This window comes from Aliiglaciecola sp. (genome assembly GCF_039982535.1).
Lineage (GTDB): Bacteria > Pseudomonadota > Gammaproteobacteria > Enterobacterales > Alteromonadaceae > Aliiglaciecola.
The window spans coordinates 71,588-91,467 of sequence record NZ_JBDWYG010000037.1; the positions used below are offsets into that span (position 1 = coordinate 71,588).

17 protein-coding genes are annotated in these 19,880 nt (G+C 41.1%); 13 read left to right on the forward strand and 4 right to left on the reverse strand.

Features of this window, described 5'->3' with window-relative positions; genetic code table 11:
- Positions 1-32: 32 nt before the first annotated feature.
- The 6 genes from ABJV04_RS08925 to ABJV04_RS08950 all read left to right on the forward strand — a co-directional run bounded on the left by ABJV04_RS08925 (position 33) and on the right by ABJV04_RS08950 (position 5,890).
- Positions 33-740, forward strand: coding sequence for a 5'-methylthioadenosine/adenosylhomocysteine nucleosidase (locus ABJV04_RS08925; RefSeq protein ID WP_348491174.1), 708 nt, complete (start codon positions 33-35; stop codon positions 738-740).
- A 4-nt stretch (positions 741-744) separates the two neighbouring features.
- A complete protein-coding gene (locus ABJV04_RS08930) occupies positions 745-1,704 on the forward strand; it encodes a cobalamin biosynthesis protein (RefSeq protein WP_348491175.1) in 960 nt (319 codons plus the stop codon).
- Positions 1,705-1,856: 152 nt separating this feature from the next.
- Positions 1,857-3,248, forward strand: coding sequence for an adenosylhomocysteinase (gene ahcY / locus ABJV04_RS08935; RefSeq protein WP_348491176.1), 1,392 nt, complete (start codon positions 1,857-1,859; stop codon positions 3,246-3,248).
- Positions 3,249-3,427: 179 nt separating this feature from the next.
- Positions 3,428-3,865, forward strand: coding sequence for a hypothetical protein (locus ABJV04_RS08940; RefSeq protein ID WP_348491177.1), 438 nt, complete (start codon positions 3,428-3,430; stop codon positions 3,863-3,865).
- Positions 3,849-4,427, forward strand: coding sequence for a GNAT family N-acetyltransferase (locus tag ABJV04_RS08945; protein WP_348491178.1), 579 nt, complete (start codon positions 3,849-3,851; stop codon positions 4,425-4,427). The genes ABJV04_RS08940 and ABJV04_RS08945 overlap by 17 nt, the downstream gene beginning before the upstream one ends.
- 131 nt (positions 4,428-4,558) lie before the next feature.
- The gene (locus ABJV04_RS08950) at positions 4,559-5,890 is read left to right on the forward strand and encodes an FAD-binding oxidoreductase (protein ID WP_348491179.1); all 1,332 of its coding nucleotides are present in this window, start codon (positions 4,559-4,561) and stop codon (positions 5,888-5,890) included.
- A gap of 89 nt (positions 5,891-5,979) precedes the next feature.
- On the opposite strand, the gene tyrS is transcribed toward ABJV04_RS08950, so the two are convergent.
- Entirely contained in the window at positions 5,980-7,179 is a 1,200-nt protein-coding gene (gene tyrS, locus ABJV04_RS08955) for a tyrosine--tRNA ligase (RefSeq protein WP_348491180.1), read from the reverse strand.
- A 210-nt stretch (positions 7,180-7,389) separates the two neighbouring features.
- Here tyrS and ABJV04_RS08960 point away from each other — a divergent pair, with 210 nt between their 5' ends.
- From ABJV04_RS08960 to ABJV04_RS08970, 3 genes are read left to right on the forward strand one after another with little or no spacing between them, the layout of a single operon-like run.
- Complete coding sequence (locus ABJV04_RS08960; protein WP_348491181.1) at positions 7,390-8,685, forward strand: peptidoglycan DD-metalloendopeptidase family protein; 1,296 nt, start codon at positions 7,390-7,392, stop codon at positions 8,683-8,685.
- A 13-nt stretch (positions 8,686-8,698) separates the two neighbouring features.
- Complete coding sequence (locus tag ABJV04_RS08965; RefSeq protein ID WP_348491182.1) at positions 8,699-9,811, forward strand: anhydro-N-acetylmuramic acid kinase; 1,113 nt, start codon at positions 8,699-8,701, stop codon at positions 9,809-9,811.
- A 28-nt stretch (positions 9,812-9,839) separates the two neighbouring features.
- Positions 9,840-10,316: an Lrp/AsnC family transcriptional regulator gene (locus ABJV04_RS08970; protein ID WP_348491183.1), complete on the forward strand. Its 477-nt coding sequence runs from the start codon at positions 9,840-9,842 to the stop codon at positions 10,314-10,316.
- A 44-nt stretch (positions 10,317-10,360) separates the two neighbouring features.
- Here ABJV04_RS08970 and ABJV04_RS08975 read toward each other — a convergent pair whose 3' ends face one another.
- Positions 10,361-12,151 carry a PLP-dependent transferase gene (locus ABJV04_RS08975; RefSeq protein ID WP_348491184.1) on the reverse strand — a complete coding sequence of 597 codons (1,791 nt, stop codon included), beginning with the start codon at positions 12,149-12,151 and terminating at the stop codon, positions 10,361-10,363.
- 156 nt (positions 12,152-12,307) lie between these two features.
- Between ABJV04_RS08975 and ABJV04_RS08980 the strand changes: the two genes are divergently transcribed.
- From ABJV04_RS08980 to ABJV04_RS08995, 4 genes are all read left to right on the forward strand, one after another.
- The gene (locus ABJV04_RS08980) at positions 12,308-13,243 is read left to right on the forward strand and encodes a D-2-hydroxyacid dehydrogenase (protein ID WP_348491185.1); all 936 of its coding nucleotides are present in this window, start codon (positions 12,308-12,310) and stop codon (positions 13,241-13,243) included.
- A 170-nt stretch (positions 13,244-13,413) separates the two neighbouring features.
- Positions 13,414-14,400 carry a GGDEF domain-containing protein gene (locus tag ABJV04_RS08985; RefSeq protein WP_348491186.1) on the forward strand — a complete coding sequence of 329 codons (987 nt, stop codon included), beginning with the start codon at positions 13,414-13,416 and terminating at the stop codon, positions 14,398-14,400.
- 89 nt (positions 14,401-14,489) lie between these two features.
- Entirely contained in the window at positions 14,490-14,702 is a 213-nt protein-coding gene (locus ABJV04_RS08990) for a hypothetical protein (RefSeq protein WP_348491187.1), read from the forward strand.
- Between the two features lie 322 nt (positions 14,703-15,024).
- A complete protein-coding gene (locus tag ABJV04_RS08995) occupies positions 15,025-15,405 on the forward strand; it encodes a DUF2750 domain-containing protein (RefSeq protein ID WP_348491188.1) in 381 nt (126 codons plus the stop codon).
- A gap of 101 nt (positions 15,406-15,506) precedes the next feature.
- Here ABJV04_RS08995 and ABJV04_RS09000 read toward each other — a convergent pair whose 3' ends face one another.
- Positions 15,507-18,611, reverse strand: coding sequence for an efflux RND transporter permease subunit (locus tag ABJV04_RS09000; RefSeq protein ID WP_348491189.1), 3,105 nt, complete (start codon positions 18,609-18,611; stop codon positions 15,507-15,509).
- A 15-nt stretch (positions 18,612-18,626) separates the two neighbouring features.
- A complete protein-coding gene (locus ABJV04_RS09005; protein ID WP_348491190.1) occupies positions 18,627-19,712 on the reverse strand; it encodes an efflux RND transporter periplasmic adaptor subunit in 1,086 nt (361 codons plus the stop codon).
- Between the last annotated feature and the right edge of the window lie 168 nt (positions 19,713-19,880).

The window sequence follows — 19,880 nt, forward strand, 5'->3', positions numbered from 1 at the left end:
AATCCGCGCAAATTCAACTAACTAGAAGTATCATGAAAATAGCAATTCTAGGCGCTATGGATCAAGAAGTAGCATTGCTAAAAGAAACTCTTGAAAACGTAGAAGTATCTGAGTACGCACACCTTAATTTTTATTCTGGCCAGTTAAATGGCGTCGATGTTGTAGTTGCAAAATGCGGAATAGGCAAAGTTGCCGCATCCGTTGCCACAACTATACTAATAGACCGTTTCGCTCCTGACTTTGTTGTAAACACCGGCTCTGCTGGAGGATTTGATAAAGATCTCAGTATTGGCGACCTAGTAATAGGCACAAGTGTTCAACACCACGATGTAGACCTGACTCACTTTGGTTATGAACGTGGACAAACCTATGGTATGCCTGCCATCTTCCCATGCGAACAACGTTTGATCGAAGCTGCGGAGCATGCTGCTAAAGACGTGGTTCATGTGAAAAGTAAACGAGGTTTAATCTGTACTGGTGACTCATTTATTGGTTGTGATGATGCTGCATCGCGTTTACGCGATCTTTTTCCTGACATGCGAGCGGTAGAAATGGAAGGTGCCGCCATCGGCCAGACCTGCTACATGCTAGATACGCCCTTTGTAGTGATTCGTTCCCTATCCGATATTGCAGGACAAACCTCATCGGTTTCTTTTAAATCATACATTGATCAAGCCGCCAAAAATTCTGCAGAGTTGGTGATGAGTATGATTGCAGAATTGGCTCAACAGCAGAGCTAATCCTATGATGGCTATGTATGAAGCCCTTCAGCAATCCGGTTTTTTACCTTTATTGGTAATCATAACCGCCTTGCTATTGGAGTGGTTGATTCCATGGCCAGAAAAAGCACACCCCTTGACTTTATTGCGGCTGATGGCGACCAACCTAGCTGCAAGAGTCAACCCTAAAGCTCCCAGAAGTCCTGCACAGCAGCGTATTTCTGGTAGTTTGGCTATTATCGTATTGTTGGCTCCAATACTGGTTATCATTTCGATACCATTATTTCTTGCCGAATATCCGCTTTTTTTCGACGCCGTGATGTTACTTGTGGCCATTCAGTTTCAACCCGTGCGACGCAATTTTAAAGGGCTACAAAAAGCTTTAAAGTCTGAAAAAAAGAACTTGGCAAGGCACCATTTGAATGGGATTGTGCTGCGCGATACAGGCACCCTTTCGCCCATGGGAATTGCAAAAGCTGCTATAGAATCGTTAAATCAGCGATTTATATATCAACAACTAGCCATCATATTTTGGTACTTAGTAGGGGGAGGACTACTAGCCCTAATCATTCGTATGTTTTTTGAATTAAGTCAAATTTGGAATATGAAGCTCCCCAAAAACCGTCAGTTTGGTCTCCCAATCGCATTAGTGACGCAGTTATTTTTTTTTCTACCCCAGCTCATCTTCAGCTTGATCTTTTTAGTCTCGTCTAACCCGGTCGGGGTATATAAAGGCGCTAAGTCCGTTCCCCAAAAAGCGGACATCAATAGTTATATTAAAGGGGTTATTGGTGGTGGTTTGGGTGTACAACTAGGTGGCCCAGCTATCTACCAAAGCATCAAATTTCGCTCTCCCCGGGTTGGTGCAAGTCGAGAAGTCCGTTACGCCGACTTACAACGAAGCTGGCAAGCAATCAATCAAAGCTTATTGATATTATTAACCGTCATTGGCTTAATCTTGGCTGTCATCTATAAATTAAATTAACTGCTCTTTTTACGAATTCCTTTCCTATAATGTTAGCTAACACAATTAAACAGGCTGTAGTTTAATTAACCAGTTAACAATAAAAGCCTATACTTTAATTATTGTATTCTAGAAACGACTTATCTTTCACTTTAGTAAAATCGGAAGTTTATATGAATCAAGAAAATCATGTCATGGTCACCGGCGATTATAAAGTCGCAGATATTAATTTAGCTGATTGGGGACGCAAAGAGCTCGCCATTGCAGAAAGTGAAATGCCTGCATTGATGAAGATCCGTGAAAAGTACCGCTCTACGCAGCCGTTAAAAGGGGCCAATATCCTTGGTTGTATTCATATGACGATTCAAACCGGTGTGCTCATCGAAACCTTAGTGGATTTAGGTGCCAATGTCCGTTGGTCTTCTTGCAATATTTTTTCTACTCAAGACCAAGCGGCAGCAGCGATTGTCGCTGCGGGGGTACCGGTATACGCTTGGAAAGGTGAAACAGAAGAAGAATACGAGTGGTGTTTAGAGCAAACCATTTTAAAAGATGGTTCACCTTGGAAAGCGAACATGGTTCTGGATGATGGCGGTGATTTAACCCAAATGCTCCACGATAAGTATCCAGAGGTGTTAAATAATGTTCATGGCATCACAGAAGAAACCACCACTGGGGTTCATCGCTTATTAGAAATGTTAGAGGACGGTACCCTTAAAGTCCCTGCCATTAACGTGAATGATTCCGTCACCAAATCAAAAAATGACAATAAATACGGATGTCGGCATAGTCTAAATGACGCCATTAAGCGAGCAATAGACCATTTAATGGCGGGTAAAAAAGCACTGGTCATCGGCTATGGTGATGTAGGCAAAGGCTCTTCCCAGTCTCTTCGGCAAGAGGGAATGATAGTAAGAGTAGCCGAAATTGACCCAATTTGTGCCATGCAAGCCTGTATGGATGGGTTTGAGCTGGTTTCTCCTTATATTGACGGTAACAACAGCGGTAAAATTGAAGATATTGACACTTCGTTACTCATTACCATCGATTTAGTCGTCACTACCACGGGCAATGTGAATGTATGTGACTCCAACATTCTACAATCTCTTAAATCTGGTGCTGTGGTTTGCAATATCGGGCATTTTGATAATGAAATCGATACTGCGTTTATGCGTAAAAATTGGCGCTGGGATGAAATTAAACCACAAGTTCATAAAGTCTTTAGAAGCGACGACGAACACGATCACCTGATTTTATTATCTGAGGGACGATTGGTTAATTTAGGTAATGCCACCGGTCACCCTTCTCGGATCATGGATGGCTCTTTTGCGAACCAAGTGTTAGCCCAAATTCTGTTGTTTGAACAAGGTTATGCAAACCTAGACGATACTGAAAAAGCTCAACTATTACGGGTAGAGGTCCTGCCGAAACATCTTGATGAAGAAGTCGCCAGATATATGGTGGAAGGTTTTGGTGGGGTAATCACCAAACTAACCCAACAACAAGCAGATTACATCAATGTTCCCCAGAGTGGCCCTTATAAAAGCGATGCTTACCGTTATTAATCTCAGCTTTAAGGGTTTTGAACATAAGAACACGCCGACTGACTGTTATTTGCAACACTAAATAACAGTCAGTTATTAACCAACTTTAGTCTAATTCCATACATCCCCTATTTGAAAACTCTTGTTAAGTGCTATTATTAGCATACTGAAATCTGAAACTTATAACCCAAAGAGAAATGATGACGGTATACTCAGGAAGAGATAGATATGCGAGTTACAGCTTATCCTACAAAGACAGGATATTAACTGGTGTTGTCACTGGCCCCATTGGCGTTCAATTAGCTACTCAGTACGACCGTGACCTGAGCAAAATCTTAGATTCCATACCGGATAAATATTTTGCATATGTCGGCGACTTTTCGGCGTGTCAGGCCTACACCGATGATGCCACTGGCGTCGTCCATTTAACTCATCAAAAGACAGAACAAGCGGGCTGCGTAGTAGATGCTTATTGCATGGGAACCGCTTTATCAAGGGAACAAATTCGACGTATTCGCGAGGATGCTAATAATCCAACATCGTTAGACGATAGAATTTTTGATGATTATCAACAATGTGTCAGTTTCGTTCACTCAGTGTTAAAACAATTAGAGTCCACCAGTGAAACCAATCAATAACCATGATATTCAATTTTGTTCCCTAGAACCCTGTCACTTCGAACGCGTTTTAGCATTAGGTAATCACGTTCATGGAGACAATTATCTCAATGAGGAAGGCTTAGAAAAACTCTTCACTCAATCCTTTCAAAATAACGTAAACGCAAGCTTCGTGTCTCTAAAAGGAGACAAACTAATTGGATTCAGACTAACAATAGCTGCAAACAATTGGCAACCTGATGAATGGTGTACACCACAACAATGGAATACTCCTGCAGAGCAAGTTTGTTACTTCAAGTGCAATACCGTAGATAGCAACTACCGTGGGGCAGGTATTGGTTCAAAATTACTTTCCTTATCCATTCAAAAAGCACAAGAACAAGGAGCTTCGGCCGGTCTGGCACACATTTGGCTTGCAAGCCCAGGCAATAGCGCATTTAGGTATTTTTCTAAATGTGGCGGAAAGTTAATTAAGCGGCATCCTGGAAAATGGCAATCTAGCTGTATTGAAGATGGCTACATATGTCCAATTTGCAACGACTCCTGTGAATGCGTTGCCGCTGAGATGCTTTTAAATTTCTAGCACTTTTATTCTTGAGTTTGCTGACACGTAAAAATAAGACAAATAATTTGATCTTAATGTACGTGTTCTCCCTAGTAGTTTGAAACTCAATTTTTTGTAAACGACACATGACAATAAGTATTTAATCAAATATGTATGATCCTATCGTTGAACCATATCCCAAATCTTATCAACAATACCCAGATTCCTATTGGGCAAACAGTATCGAAAAATTTCCAGAAACCACACCTTTAGTCAATGATATACAAGCTGATATTGCGGTTATCGGCGCAGGCTATACCGGCCTTTCTTCCGCATATCACTTAGCTAAAAACTATGGCAAATCAGTGGTAGTAATTGATGCCAATGATCCTGGTTGGGGATGCAGTGGTCGCAACGCAGGTTTTGTTTTGCCTGGAACAGGTCGGCTATCTTTATTCGATATGGAAAATAAATGGGGGGAAGCCACAGCTCAAGGTGTTTTCCAGGAATACATGACTTCCATTGACACTGTTAACGATCTTATCGAACAGGGAAACATAGACTGTGACAAAACCGCTGGCGGCTACTTAAAGCTGGCCCACAAGAGAACCAAAGTTGAAACATTAAGGAAGCAGGCCGATAAATTAAGTGAACGTTATGGTGAGTCCGTTCAGTTTATTTGCAGCCAAGATGTCAGTAACTCATTTTTGAGAAGTGCCAACATGTATGGTGGTATCTATTTTGACAAAAGCTTTGCCGTTAACCCCATGAAATTAGTTTTAGGCTATTATGAAATGGCAAGTAAAGCCGGTGTTAAAGTTTTCTCAAACTCGCCGGTCAAAAAGTGGCAACAGAAGTCTAATCATCATTGCCTGTATACTCAAAATGGTCGAGTGACCGCTGAAAAGGTGATTATTGCCACTAATGGGTATACTGGCACTAAAATGCACAAGCTCGTTAATCAACGTCACTTCCCGGTGCTATCTAGCATCATTGTAACTCGCCCCCTAACCGACTCTGAGCTTAGCAGTATTGGTCTTAAAACTGGCTTGATGGCAATGGATACACGCAGAATGAAATATTACTATCGACTATTACCGGACAATAGAATTCTATTTGGAGGTCGTGGCGCTATTCAAGGTAAGAATGCCGATAAACCCACCTTCAAAAAGCGTTTGTTAGACGGCCTGAAGAATACTTTTCCAGTGTTAAGTACAATTGAGGTTGAACATTTTTGGAGTGGTTGGGTTAGCGCCACTTACGACAATTATCCTCGAATCAATCACAGTGACGACAAAGGTATTTATTATTCAATGGGATATTGTGGTTCTGGACTGGCCTTTTCCACATTGGCTGGAAAACGTTTAGCTCAAAGTATTTGTGAACCTGAAAGTCTGCCAGACTTGCCATTTTGGCAAAGCCAGCTTCCAAAGTTTCCATTTGCTAAATTTCGACGGGCTGGACTCGGCGCTTACTACGCTTTCGCTTCACTTAGAGATTAGATAACTCAGCGCTCACTAGCTAACAACAATAATGATGTTACTAGTGAGTGCCTAATTAGCGATTATGCCTAGTAATAGGTAGCTAAAATTTAATCTACGGTTACTTTCGCAAATTTGCGTTTACCTACCTGGTAAACCCCTTCGCTACTGCGAGAGATTAATAAGCGCGTATCTTCGACTTTATTACCATCAATTTTAACAGCACCTTGTTTAATCATACGCATAGCTTCAGACGTAGAGCCCACTAAGTTCGCTTCTTTTAATAGATTAGCGATGGGCATGCCTTCGCCTTCACCAGCTACAGTAACTTCGGGAATATCGTCAGGAATGGCATTTTTTTGGAAACGTTGGATAAAGTCTTGATGAGCTCCTTCGGCAGCTTCCTGAGAGTGAAAGCGGGCTATAATTTCTTTGGCCAACTCAATCTTTATATCTCTTGGATTAGCTCCAGCCTCAACAGACTCCTTCAATTGTGCAATATCCCCAAGGGGTCTAAAACTTAGCAAATCAAAATAACGCCACATGAGTTCATCGGAGATAGACATGATTTTGCCAAACATATCGTTAGGTGTATCGGTTATACCAATATAATTCCCTAATGATTTCGACATCTTTTGTACGCCATCCAAACCTTCAAGTAATGGCATCATTAATACTGTCTGTTGTGACTGACCTTCAGATTTTTGTAGCTCGCGTCCCATCAGCAAATTAAATCGCTGGTCGGTACCACCTAGCTCTACATCAGATTGCAATGCCACTGAATCCCAACCTTGTACTAGTGGGTACAAAAATTCATGAATTGCGATAGGTTGGCCATTATTGTAACGCTTTTTAAAGTCGTCTCTTTCTAGCATGCGAGCGACAGTTTGTCTTGCGGCCAGCTTAATTAAACCCGCTGCGCCTAAATTATCCATCCACTCTGAATTAAACCTTACAGTGGTTTTCTCAGGGTCGAGAATTTTAAACACTTGCTCTTTATAGGTTTCCGCGTTGGCGATAATATCTTCTCGACTCAGTGGCTTTCTGGTTACATTCTTACCAGTTGGATCACCGATCATGCCGGTAAAATCACCGATTAAGAAAATAATCTCATGACCTAGCTCCTGAAACGTTCGAAGTTTATTGATTAAGACGGTGTGACCTAGATGCAAATCAGGTGCAGTAGGATCAAAGCCAGCTTTAATTTTTAGAGGTTTGCCCTCTTTTAACTTGGCAATGAGTTCTTCTTCGATCAAAATTTCGTCCGCTCCGCGCTTAATCTCACGAATTGCGTCCTGCCAATTTGTCATTTTGCTACCTCAATTTTCACACATTAGTTTTTATCAGCCGCGCATTTTACCCATGCAGAGTCGATAGTGAAAGGAATTCTGTATATTTTTATATAATCATGTATCCTGTAACATGCTCATATAACTGGTTATTTTTTGACCTCAAACTAGAAAAGTAACTAAAATCGTTATATTCTCAACTTAGCTAACTAATCAGAGACATTCGTTACAGTGGTACAAAGAACTTTAAAACGCTTACCAACCAAGCACAAAGCCTTATTATCTGGCTTTGCGTTATTCTTCTTACTCTTGTTATTCATTCCGACTGAATCCGCTAAAGCATCCAAAAACAGTCAAATTTTAGAAGTGGGCAAACGCTACGACGTGCCGCTTACTATTAATACCCCGAAACAATTAGCACAAGCTTTAGATGATGAGCCTTTGCAATGGCAAACATTTAAAGTGACTAAAGGCGACACCCTAGCGAAAATCTTTAAACGCGCTAAACTCACGCCTCAAGAAACCTATTATGTAAGTAATGCAGGCAAAGACGCGAAAAGACTACTGAAAATGCGCCCCGGTCAAAGTTTGCAATTATTAATCGACGATCAAGGAAAACTTGAATCTTTAAGCTACGAGCTTTCTTCTACGCAAACCTTAAATATTAAACGTCAAGAAACCAATAGTTTTGCAAGTAGCATTGATACTAAACAGCTGGACACACGTTTAAATTATGCCCAGGGTGAAATAAAAAATAACTTTTGGAATGCTGCAGTAAAAGCCAACTTATCTGAAAAACATATTATGAGTTTAGCGGGTATTTTTGGTTGGGATATCGACTTCGCTTTAGGCTTGCGTGAAGGTGATAGCTTTAACGTGGTATTCGAAGAACATTTTGTCGACGGCGAATATGTTGAAAGCGGAAAAATAGTTGCTGCAGAATTTATCAATCAGGGTGAAGCGTTCACTGCCATATTATATGACGATGGTAACTACTACACTCCTGAAGGACGAAGCATGCGCAAGAGTTTTTTGCGTGCCCCCGTCAATTTTAAATACATAAGTTCAAGTTTTAAGAAACGACGTTTCCATCCAGTTCAGAAACGCTGGAAAGCGCATAGAGGTGTTGATTATGCTGCTAACAAAGGAACGCCTGTCATTGCCGCAGGTGACGGTAAAGTAATTCGTTCAACCTATGACAAATACAATGGCAATCACGTGTTTATTCAGCACGGTGAAAAATATGTGACCAAATACTTGCACTTCACCAAACGAGCCGTAAAAAAAGGGCAAACAGTGAAACAAGGACAGGTAATTGGTTATGTAGGTTCAACTGGACTAGCTTCAGGCCCACATTTACATTATGAATTTTTGGTGGATGGAGTACATAGGAACCCGCGCACTGTTACCTTACCTAAAGCGCAGCCAATCGCAAAATCGGAAGCGGCGCAATTTGCAAAGATTGCAGAAAAACGAGTGAGTCAACTAAACAACACAAAACGAATTATGCTTGCAATGAACCGTTAGGATTAGGAGCATTATGTCAAACCTTTATGTAGGCTTGATGTCTGGCACCAGTATGGATGGTGTTGATGTAGCGCTAGTAGACTTTTCTAAAATTAAACCCACTATCATAGATTGCCAAACCTATGACTATCCTCCTGAGTTGGTGCGCACATTAAACTCATTGTGCGCCAGTGCTACCAATGAAATAGTAGCTATGGGACACGCAGACCGCGAAGTGGCAGAAGTTTTCGCCCATGCAGTCAATGATATTTTGTTAAAAAACGAAATACCAGCCTCCAAAATCGCAGCCATTGGTTCCCACGGACAAACCATTCGACATCATCCCAGTGGTAATCATGGTTTTACTCTACAAATCGGCGATCCAAATAGTATAGCCGTATTAACAGGTATCGATGTTATTGCTGACTTTAGACGCAAAGACATTGCGCTAGGCGGCCAAGGTGCGCCTTTAACTCCAGCATTTCATCAAGCCGTATTTCGTCACTCTCATCATTCAAGGGTCATTCTTAATATTGGTGGCATTGCGAATATTACCCATATTCCAAATGATGCTACGCAACCTGTAGTGGGATTTGATACCGGACCTGGCAATACGTTAATGGATGCATGGTGTAAAAAACACCTGAATCAGGCCTATGATGCTAATGGAGCTTGGGCAGCAAAAGGAAGTCACGACGCACAACTTTTGCGAAAATTACTTAATGAACCATTTTTTACTTTACCGGCACCGAAAAGTACCGGCAGAGAATTATTCCACTTGCAGTGGTTAGAGCAACACCTTGCTGACTACGCTAAAAATGTTTCCAGTGAATGTGTACAAGCCACCCTTGCCATGCTGACAGCTTGTTCTATTGCACAACAAGTTAATCAAATTCAAGGCGTTGAAGAAGTCTTCGTTTGTGGCGGTGGTGCAAGGAATGACTTCTTAATGGAGTGTATAGAAAACGAATTAGTTGAAACTGATCTATATACAACAGACGATTTAGGCATCTCCGCAGATAGTGTTGAGGCCGTGGCGTTTGCTTGGCTAGCCTATGCCTTCAATCAAGATATGCCAGGGAATTTGCCTTCGGTTACCGGCGCTAGTCGCCCTGCTGTTTTAGGCGGCTATTTTCCTGCCCATTAACCACTCTCAACTAAGTTGCAGATATAACGTGAAAAACCCAAAACGAACTTTAGATAAAATAGACTTAGACATTTTGGCTGCCATGTATGCGGATCCTAGTTTAACCAATAAAGACATCGCCATGAAAGTAAAATTAGCACCGTCTTCAAGTTTGGAAAGGATTAAAAAGTTACAGTCAGATGGCATTATCGAAACCATGAATATGCAAGTTAACTTAAATGCCCTTGGTGGACATATTCAAGCAATGATTTCGGTGCGTTTGAAAGATCATAACCGCGCTACAGTGGATAACTTCCAGAAATCTCTGCTCCCAATGCCTGAAGTGTTAAATGTATTTCATATGGGAGGAGAAAATGATTTTTTTGTGCATGTCACAGTTGCAGACTCCATTCACCTTAGAGACTTCATATTTAACGCGATTACCGCAAGACAAGAGGTGAGTCATGTGGAAACCGCTCTGGTATACGAACACCAAGTCAGTCAAACCTTGCCTAATTTTACATAGGAAAAGGTAAAGCTACCGTTAACCATACCTCTCCCTAACTGCCATTATTGATCAATCAACGCCTGCATTTTAGGCCCTGAAGCGTAGTGTTGTTGGCACACTTTAGTTGTTATTTGCATATACAATTCATCGATTTTATCTGCGCTCATAAATTGCTGACTAAAATTAGCCACACTAGGATCTATGTGTAATTTGGCACTATTTATCATATGCGCAATCAGCGCTTTTACATTATCGGTTCCCATGGCAATGCGCATGGTTGTGGGATGAATACCTCCTTTTTTCTGCTCCTTTGCAGATAACTCCGAATGAGAGGTCAATGCTGGACACAGAATAATAGTGTTGTTTTGGCCAATACTTACCTGATGACTAAAAGCCGGCTCCAGAGCATCGAAGAAGCGTACAAATACTTCTCTACTCAAGCCTGCTTTTTCAAGATCAATAGTGAATAGTGCACATGGCCAACCGTGTCGCATTTGCTCTTCACGTAATGCAGCATTGGGATGATCCGGCAATGCATGGCTATTGACATTAAATAACGGGTGAGCGGCTAAAAACTGACTGAACACTTGAGTATTGATCACCTTATTCATGATTCTTTGCTCTAAGGTTTTCATACCACTTAATACATCAAAGGCTTTTTCCGAATCTAGAAACGCACCTTTAATATAATACACGTCCCAAAACATCGTCTGAGACCAGTCAAATCCATCAACGCTACTACCTTTGGGTTGAAACATGCGATAGCCTTCGCCAATCACAACTCCCGCGGTAGTTGCTCCTGTGCCACATATATCTTTGGTATAACTGTGCACCACATAATCGGGTCGTTTACTTTTGTCTTTTTGTTGCAGGGGTTGGTGTAAAATGGGCGTCGCCAAGGTTGCATCTAACATTACTAAATGATTATTTTGATGAGCTATTTCACATATGCCAGCGACATCTAGTATCAGGCCATGGGGGTTACAGGGTGACTCCAAATAAACGTGTAAATTATGGCTTTCTAGTCTGAGCTTATGTTTACATTTCACCTGCTCAATAAACATAGAAAAGTCTTCTGCACTATAACCATCAAACCACTCAAGCTGAATATCCAGTCTATTTTCACGGGCAAAATAGTCATGTAGCAGTTGATAAACCCCGCCGTAAACGTTGCGTGAAACAATTAAAATATCCGAATGGGAAAGGACATTGGAAAGCAGTGCGTCTATAGCTGCCATACCAGAGTTGAAATTCCACGCTAAATAATCTGTTGAATACGGACCCGCTTCTAAATCAACGATGGCATTAGCTAATGATATATTGGTAGGATTGAGTAACCTTGAATATATTTGATGGGTAAACTCTTTGCCGTGAAAAGCATCATCCACCCATTCTGTACAAGCATAAACATAAGTCGCAGTACGAACGATTACCGGCGTGGCTGAAAATAGTGCCGGAATATTATCGAACAATGGATAGTGGCTTTTAGAAACTTGCGAGCCAGATTGCTGAGTCATGCTCTGATAAGTCGCCCTAAAAGGGTTTTGTAGAGTATCGAGTATTTTAGCTATTTGAAATGAAAGAAACTTTTTAGCATTAAAATAGGCTAACTTATCTTCTTTGCTTAAACCGTCTAAGGTCTCATTGGTTATGGTCCAAAGATTATTGACATCAACTTGCGCTAAGTAAAGATGTTTGGCGACGGCAAACAATGCTTTACCATAGTCTGAATTAGGCTTTATACCAAAATGCGCTAATTGTTCATTGGCAAGTTCATCAATACTGACTGCTTCACTGGTATTGCGTCTTGGAGAAAGTAATTTGGCTTGTTTTGCTTGTTGTTCACTATTCATAAGATTACCTTTTATCTAACAGCGTACCAAGCTGTTATTTATTTCCATTGGACGAATAATAAGTAATTTTATAAGGCAAAATAAACACAACTCCAAATATAATTTTGAGTAAATTGTATATAAATAGGAAAGTTAAGTTTACTATAGGACGACAAAATGACTGATATATTGATCTGTAGCCGAGACGCAATGGATTATGTAGAACAAATTGAACTGGCCAAAATAACCGATCTTAACCTGCAAATTTGTCCAAAAGACCCCGCCTTAATTGCCAATGGTCACAGGGTTGACATTATATTAGGCGAACCTGAACTAAGTATCGCTGCACTTCCCTATTGTCCGAATGTACAATGGGTTCAGTCGACTTGGGCTGGCATTAAACCTTTTATCGATAAAGCCCCGCAAACCTTTGAATTAACCGGTATAAAAAATGTTTTTGGTTCGCAAATGCGAGAATATGTTTTTAGTTATTTGTTGTATTTTTCGCGAAAAATTCAAACCTTTAAAGAATTGCAATCACAGCAGAATTGGTTTCAACCAAACTGTACTCCGTTACAGGGCAAAACCATTGGCATTCTTGGAATGGGCTCGATTGGAATAGAAGTTGCCAAAACGGCAAAGCACTTCGGAATGGAGGTCTTTGGAATCGCTCAAACCCCTCGTAGTCTTGATTGTGTTGATGAATTTTATTCACTTAAACATCTAAAAACCTTTGCCCATCGCTTGGATTACTTAGTTGTATTGCTGCCCCATACCAACAAAACTGAAAATATAATCAACCAGGAGTGCTTAACTTCACTTAATCCCCAGTGCATATTAATTAACGCCGGCAGAGGGCAAGTTATTGATGAAAATGCTTTGTATAATGCCCTTACGCAAAATCAGATACAGGCTGCGGTTCTAGATGTATTTACTGAAGAGCCATTGCCAAAAGAACATCCATTTTGGCAGCTAGACAACCTGTATATCACTCAGCATACTGCTGCAGTCTCTAAACCGCAGGAAATTTCTAATGTTTTTCTACAAAATTTGCATTTATTTTTAACCAAGCAAAAGCTCCAGAATCTAGTGGAATGGAGTAAAGGTTATTAATGGCGTATTTAATTGCTCATATATGCACCATTCCCCTTATAGATAGTTATTAAAGTTATCTAATTTAGTGTAAATAATCATAAGTAGTCGTCTGATACTTTGTTATGCTGTGTTAAATTTAAGCAAAGAATCATTAAATGGGTTAAGCATTACGGAGGATGCAATAAATTATGATTACGCATTCGGCCCCCATTAAAAAGCGTAGTGCTGAAGAAAGCATTATTCTGACACTTAGCGGCGCAAGTTCCATCGGCGTACTGCCCTTTGCCATCTATCGAATCATGGAGTCAGATTGGGCAGTCGCTTGCTTAGATTTATTTGCGGTTCTCGCTTTGGGCTCTCTTTTTGTTTATGTCTATCGAACCCATAAAACCCAATTACCTGGCCGCATCCTCGCCTTTGTATCCATGTTTGTTGTTTTTGTGACTGTCTTGCTCAAAGGTATCAGTCAATTGATGTGGATTTTTCCGGCTCTCACTGCGGTGTTTTTCTTATTACCCGCCAACATGGCAGCTATTTACAGTATCTTGATTCTACTCTCCATTGGATATGTGCTACGCGAGCAACTTACTATATTTTTAGCCTTAGAATTCTATGTTACTGCCACAGCGACATTGCTATTTAGCTATGCATTTTCAGATAGAATGCGTAAACAGCAGCAACAATTAACAGAATTGGCGACATGCGATCCTTTAACAGGTGCTGGTAACAGACGAGCTATGGAGCAAAAATTGCTGGAGGTCATTGCTTTTCAAAGAAGAGAGCAAAGTTTGCCTGTATCGTTAATATTGATGGATTTAGATAACTTTAAAAAGGTTAATGACGCTTATGGTCATGCTAAAGGTGATGACATTTTAAGGGTATTTGTAGAGACCATCGAAAAGCGTATTCGTTCGACCGACAAACTATATCGTTTTGGCGGAGAAGAGTTCGTCATTATTGCCGACAACACGCCCCTAAAAGAAGCCATAAAATTAGCCGAAGAATTCCGTTTTTCCATTGAAAATGAAGGCTGGTTAGCAAAGCATAACATCACTATATCGGTTGGGACCGCTAAATATGCTCCCCATGAAACCGCCTTCGAATGGCTTGGTCGTGCAGATCGTGCAATGTATCAAGCGAAAGAATTAGGCCGCAATAATTGCTGCGTTGCCTAAAATTAATCTACTCAAAAGTGTTATTCTAAGGGGGAAAATATGGCATATTCCCTCTCTCAACTTCTATTTGTCCTAACTAAGTAACTCAGATGACCCAACCACCAGACAACAAACCCAACTTCGTCACTAAATATTTCAATAAAATAGAGTTATTTGGCTGGCTGTTATGTGCATCGTCAATGCTCACAATCGTATTTGCTAAAGAGCTCAACCCGCAAATAATGCCGTTTGCTTGGATAGGTGCGATTATTGGAGCCGGTATAATAGGTTGGGGAGCAGGACAAAAACATAAACGAAAATAATCCCTCAAAGCCATCCAGTAGTTAGCGCTTACTATCAATAAACTAATTTAAAAATAACTACCATATTAAAGCTTTAACCAATTAACTTGCATCACACCGCTTGATTACCCCCCAACCCCACCTCATAGCCTAATAATAGCCGCGCATATAGGTGCATAATTCCAAGCCTAAATACTAGTATCACTATGGGTTTTAGTGATATAAGTCTTTGCATATTCATAATGCTACTTAATCCATTGATTCTGTTTGACCTGTTTTAATTATTTATCATCAATTTGAATTTTTCTTGTAGCTAACTTCTGCCTTAAAAAAGGAAATATTTATGCCTTCGCAATTTCACGATGTTATTCAAATGTCCCCAGAAAAACGCCATGCCTATCTATTAACTCAGGCAACGATTAACCAAAAAATTTGGATCCTCACTGACGAGCACGGTTGCGTCATGTTAAATAGTGAAGATGAAGACTGTGTACCCGTTTGGCCATCAGAAGAGTTTGCTAAATATTGGGCTACCGGAGATTGGGCCGATTGCACACCTAAAGCAATTACCTTGTCAGACTGGTTTGAACGCTGGACCAGAGGATTAGAGGGAGATGGGGTCAATATTGCGGTATTCCCAAATCCAGATGAAGAAGGAATTGTGGTTTTTCCTGACGTTTTCGACAGTGAACTCAAAGAAAGAAACCAGTCTAAATTAAACTAAGAGAATTTTAGCTCAAACCTACTGTAAAAGTGAGGTGTTACACCTCACTTTACCTGCTCTAAAGAACAATACTCCGCCGACTCAAGATAACTTTTTCGAATTTAATTCTGGGGTTTGTTAGAAGATAAACGAAGATTATCTTTAAACGCCAACATGCATGGAGTCAACACTAAAGTAAGTACAGTAGCAAAAGCCAATCCACCAGCAACAGCAGTAGCCAACTGAGACCAGTATTCGGTAGAAGGCCCACCAATATCAACATTACGGCCAATAAAGTCGATATTAACTCCTACCACCATAGGTAATAAACCTAAGATAGTTGTTACTGTCGTCATCATTACTGGTCTTAAACGTTGTGCCCCTGTTCGCAATATAGCTTCAGTGGATTTCAGCCCTTCGCTTTTCAATATATTGTAAGTATCAATAAGTACAATATTATTATTCACCACTATACCAGCCAGCGCGATAACCCCCACACCAGACATTACAATGCCAAAAGGTTTTTGGAATATGAGCAGGCCCAGCACTACACCAACAATTGAAAATATAACTGCGCTTAAAATTAAAAACGCCTGATAGAAACTATTAAACTGAGTTACCAGGATAATAGCCATTACAAACAAAGCTATCAAAAAAGCGTTCATCAAAAAGGCTTGAGATTCATCTTGTTGCTCATTTTGACCTTTAATGGTTATCTCTACTCTAGGATCTAAATTCAGTGTAGGTAACTGCTCTCGCAGTTCAGGCAGGGCAATACTTAATAATTCACCCGGTACCATATTGGCTTCAACCCGCAGTACTCGTTTACTATCAACGTGGCGTATTAAGTCGGTTTTCAGGCGCGCTGTGCGCTCAACAAAATTACTGATGGGAACTAGACCATTTGCCGTTTTGAGTCTTAATTCATCGAGCTTTCCAATGTATCTGTCAGTGCGGGGAAACCTGACACGAATATCTAATTCATCGTCGACGTCATCGGGTCGATACTCACCAATTCGTAAACCTGTCGTCACAAATTGCACCGTATTTCCCACCAAGGTTGCATCCGCCCCAAATCGCGCAGCATCACTTCTATTTACCTTTAATTGCCACTCAATACCAGGTTTTGCAGTGGTGTCGCCAATGGACGTAAATTTATCATTTGCATCTAGGGCTTTGCGAATTTTGACTGCCGCATCATTGAGTAACTCAGGGAACCGAGAGGAAATTTCGATTTGTAAATCTTTACCTGATTGTGGCCCTTCTTGATCGGGAGCAACTTCCATATCAAGTCCAGCCATATTGCCAATGCGGTTTTGAACTTCTTTCAATACCTCATCAGAATGTACTCGCAAATGCCAATCCACTAAGTTCAACCTAAGGGTACCAATTTGATCTTGTCCACCTGAGCGTGAGTACAAGGTTTCGATTTCTGGCATATCAATTAATTTTGCTTCCACTTCTTTGATAATACTGTCTTTTTCGTAAACCGAATAATCGCCAATGGAACGCACTGTGATATTCACGCCTTGGCTATCCGCCTTGGGGAAAAACTCCACACCTAAACCCGATGATGCATAAAGAATAAAAGTGATTACCGCAAAGACAACCGCAATTAATACGCTTTTTAGGGGATGAGCGATAGCTACTGAAAGGAAACGGATGTAACGACCGGTGTAACCTTCGAGGGTACTAATGTCACCATTTTCTGCTTGCTCAAGTTGCTGTCTAGTTTTGCTACTGATGTATCTTGGTTTACCAAAAGCTGCTCCTAAAGTAGGAACAAATACCAACGCCATTAGCAATGACGCGGTTAAAACAGCAATCAAAGTAAAAGGTAAGTACTTCATAAACTCACCCATGATGCCCGGCCAAAACATTAAGGGCGCAAATGCGGCCAACGTAGTGGCTGTAGAGGCGATTATCGGCCAAGCCATGCGTAGTGCAGCACTTTTATAAGCCGTTTTTTTATCCTGACCTTCACTCATACACCTATCGGCATATTCGGTTACAACTATGGCACCATCCACTAACATGCCCACGGCCATAATCAACGAAAAGAGCACAACCATATTCAAGGTATAACCGAACAAAGAAATGACTAAAATACCGGTGAGAAATGAACCCGGAATAGATACGCCAACAAGGATGGCGGTGCGCACTCCCAATATAGCAACGATGACAATCGCCACTAAAACGATGGCACTGGTGACATTATTCTGTAAATCACCCAGCATCATATTAATATTAATTGACTGGTCACCTGTGTAGGTTACCGACACGCTGTTAGGCCAAACTGAAGAGTTTTGAGCTTGCTCAACAAAGGCTTTTACCTTTTCTACGGTAATCAGCAAGTTCTCACCGGGGCGCTTTTTGACTTCCACTGAAACTGAAGGGTGGGAATTTAAGCGTGCGAATCCCGACGGATCCTTATAGGAACGGCGCACCTGAGCCACATCCTCAAAGGTAATTACTCTGTCACCATCCACTTTGATGGGTTGCTCTAATACATCCTTAACACTTTCGAATACAGAAGGAACTTTCACTGCAAAACTGCCCACACCGGTATCCATAGTCCCTGCAGGAACCAAGCGATTATTACGCGATAAGAGCGTTAAGATTTCAGTTTGGTCAAGGCCGTAAGACTCTAATAACAAGGGATCGACAATAATCTCGACTAGATCTTCGCGATCACCACCGATGTCGACCTCGAGCACCTCAGATATGCCTTCGAGTCCATTTTGTAATTCACGAGCCGTAGTAATTAACGCTCTTTCCGACACTGGACCAGATAGCACCACGGTTAACACGGCTTGTTGACCCGCCATGGTAATTTCATGAATCGTTGGCTCTTCAGTCTCATCGGGTAATTTAGCCCGTGCGACAGTGACTTTGTCACGAACGTCCGCTAGGGCTTCTTTGGAGTCAAAACCAGCAACAAACTCCATGGTTATACTGGCAAATCCCTCGCCAGCGGTGGCTTTCATTTCTTTTAGGCCATCAATGGAGCGCAACTCTCTTTCCATCGGCTTAACAAGCATGCGTTCAGCATCTTCAGGGGCGATACCATCATGGACGATAGAAACGTAAATAAATGGAATCGGTACATCCGGATTCGATTCTTTAGGAATATTTAAATAAGTGACTGCACCAGAAACTAATAACAATACAAAGATCATTAATACAGTGCGCGTATGGTCGATTGAAGCCGTTATGATATTTTTCATGGGAAAATAGTACTGCTACTTTTCAGATGTTATGTCATCGACAATTTCAACTTTATCACCATCACGGACAAATCCTTGCCCGCGAGTAATAATGCGCGCTTGTTCGCCTAACCCTGATAACCAAACCCCTTGACTATCGCTTTTTACAATATCAATGGGCACAAACTTAACGATGTCACCTTCAACTATTTTGACACCTAGGTTACCTTCTTCATCCAAGGCCATTACCGCAGGAGTAATTTTAATTGCACGCTCTTGTTGCAAGGGAATGTTTAATTCAGTACTCATTCCAGCCAACAACGCCCCTTCGGGGTTAGCCACTGCCACTTCCAGGTTAAAGGTGTTGGTGCCTTGGTTTGAAATACTGGAGATATATCGAATTTTGCCAGTAAGGGTTTGCCCAGTGGTCAATCGGCCATTTGCTGCTTGCCCAAGGTAAATCTTTTGAATCCAGTTTTCTGTTACATCGGCGGAAATAATGAGAGGGTCTAAATCTACTACAGTCGCAATGGTATCGCCGTCTCTAAGTAAATCGCCAATTTCCACTTCACGGCTGTTTAGTACACCATCAAAAGGCGCAACTATGGTTGTTTTGGTGATAGCTAATTCTAAGCGTTCTATTTCAGCTTTTGCTAGCTCAACATTGGCTTCAGCTTGGGCTAAAGCTGATTGTGATTGAAAACCCTTTTTTCCCAAAGATTGGGCAGCACCTAATTCAATTTCACGCTGTTTAAGAATCGATTTTGCTGATCGCAACAAGGCATTCAGATCATTTCCATCCATGCGCAAAATCTTTTGCCCTTGTTTGACTGCTTGCCCCTCCTGAACGTAAATGTCCACTACCTGACCTTTAACTTCAGAACGCAGTGTTGCTATACGATCAGGTTCTGTACGTCCATAAATGCTAACTTCTCGGTTAACATGCTCGGCATATAGGGTATCTACCTTTACTTTAGTAAGCGATTCTTCACGCACTGCTTTTTTGCCTTCATCCTGCTGAGCAGAAAGGTGCCCTGAGGCAATCCACAAGCATAAAAGTATGAAAATAAACAACGCTATCCACGCCGGTTGGCGTCGAATTTTAGTTAGCAGGTTTGACATTTTACCTCCTTGTCCATTGGCGCTAACGTTACTACTTTGAAAAAGATACTACCAATTATAAATCGTTTCGAAATATGTACGAAATCAACAACCACTGTTTTAACTCAGTTTATTTTCATCTAATTACGCTTTTACGTTTCGTAGACAATAAAAGTTCTAAAAAAGACA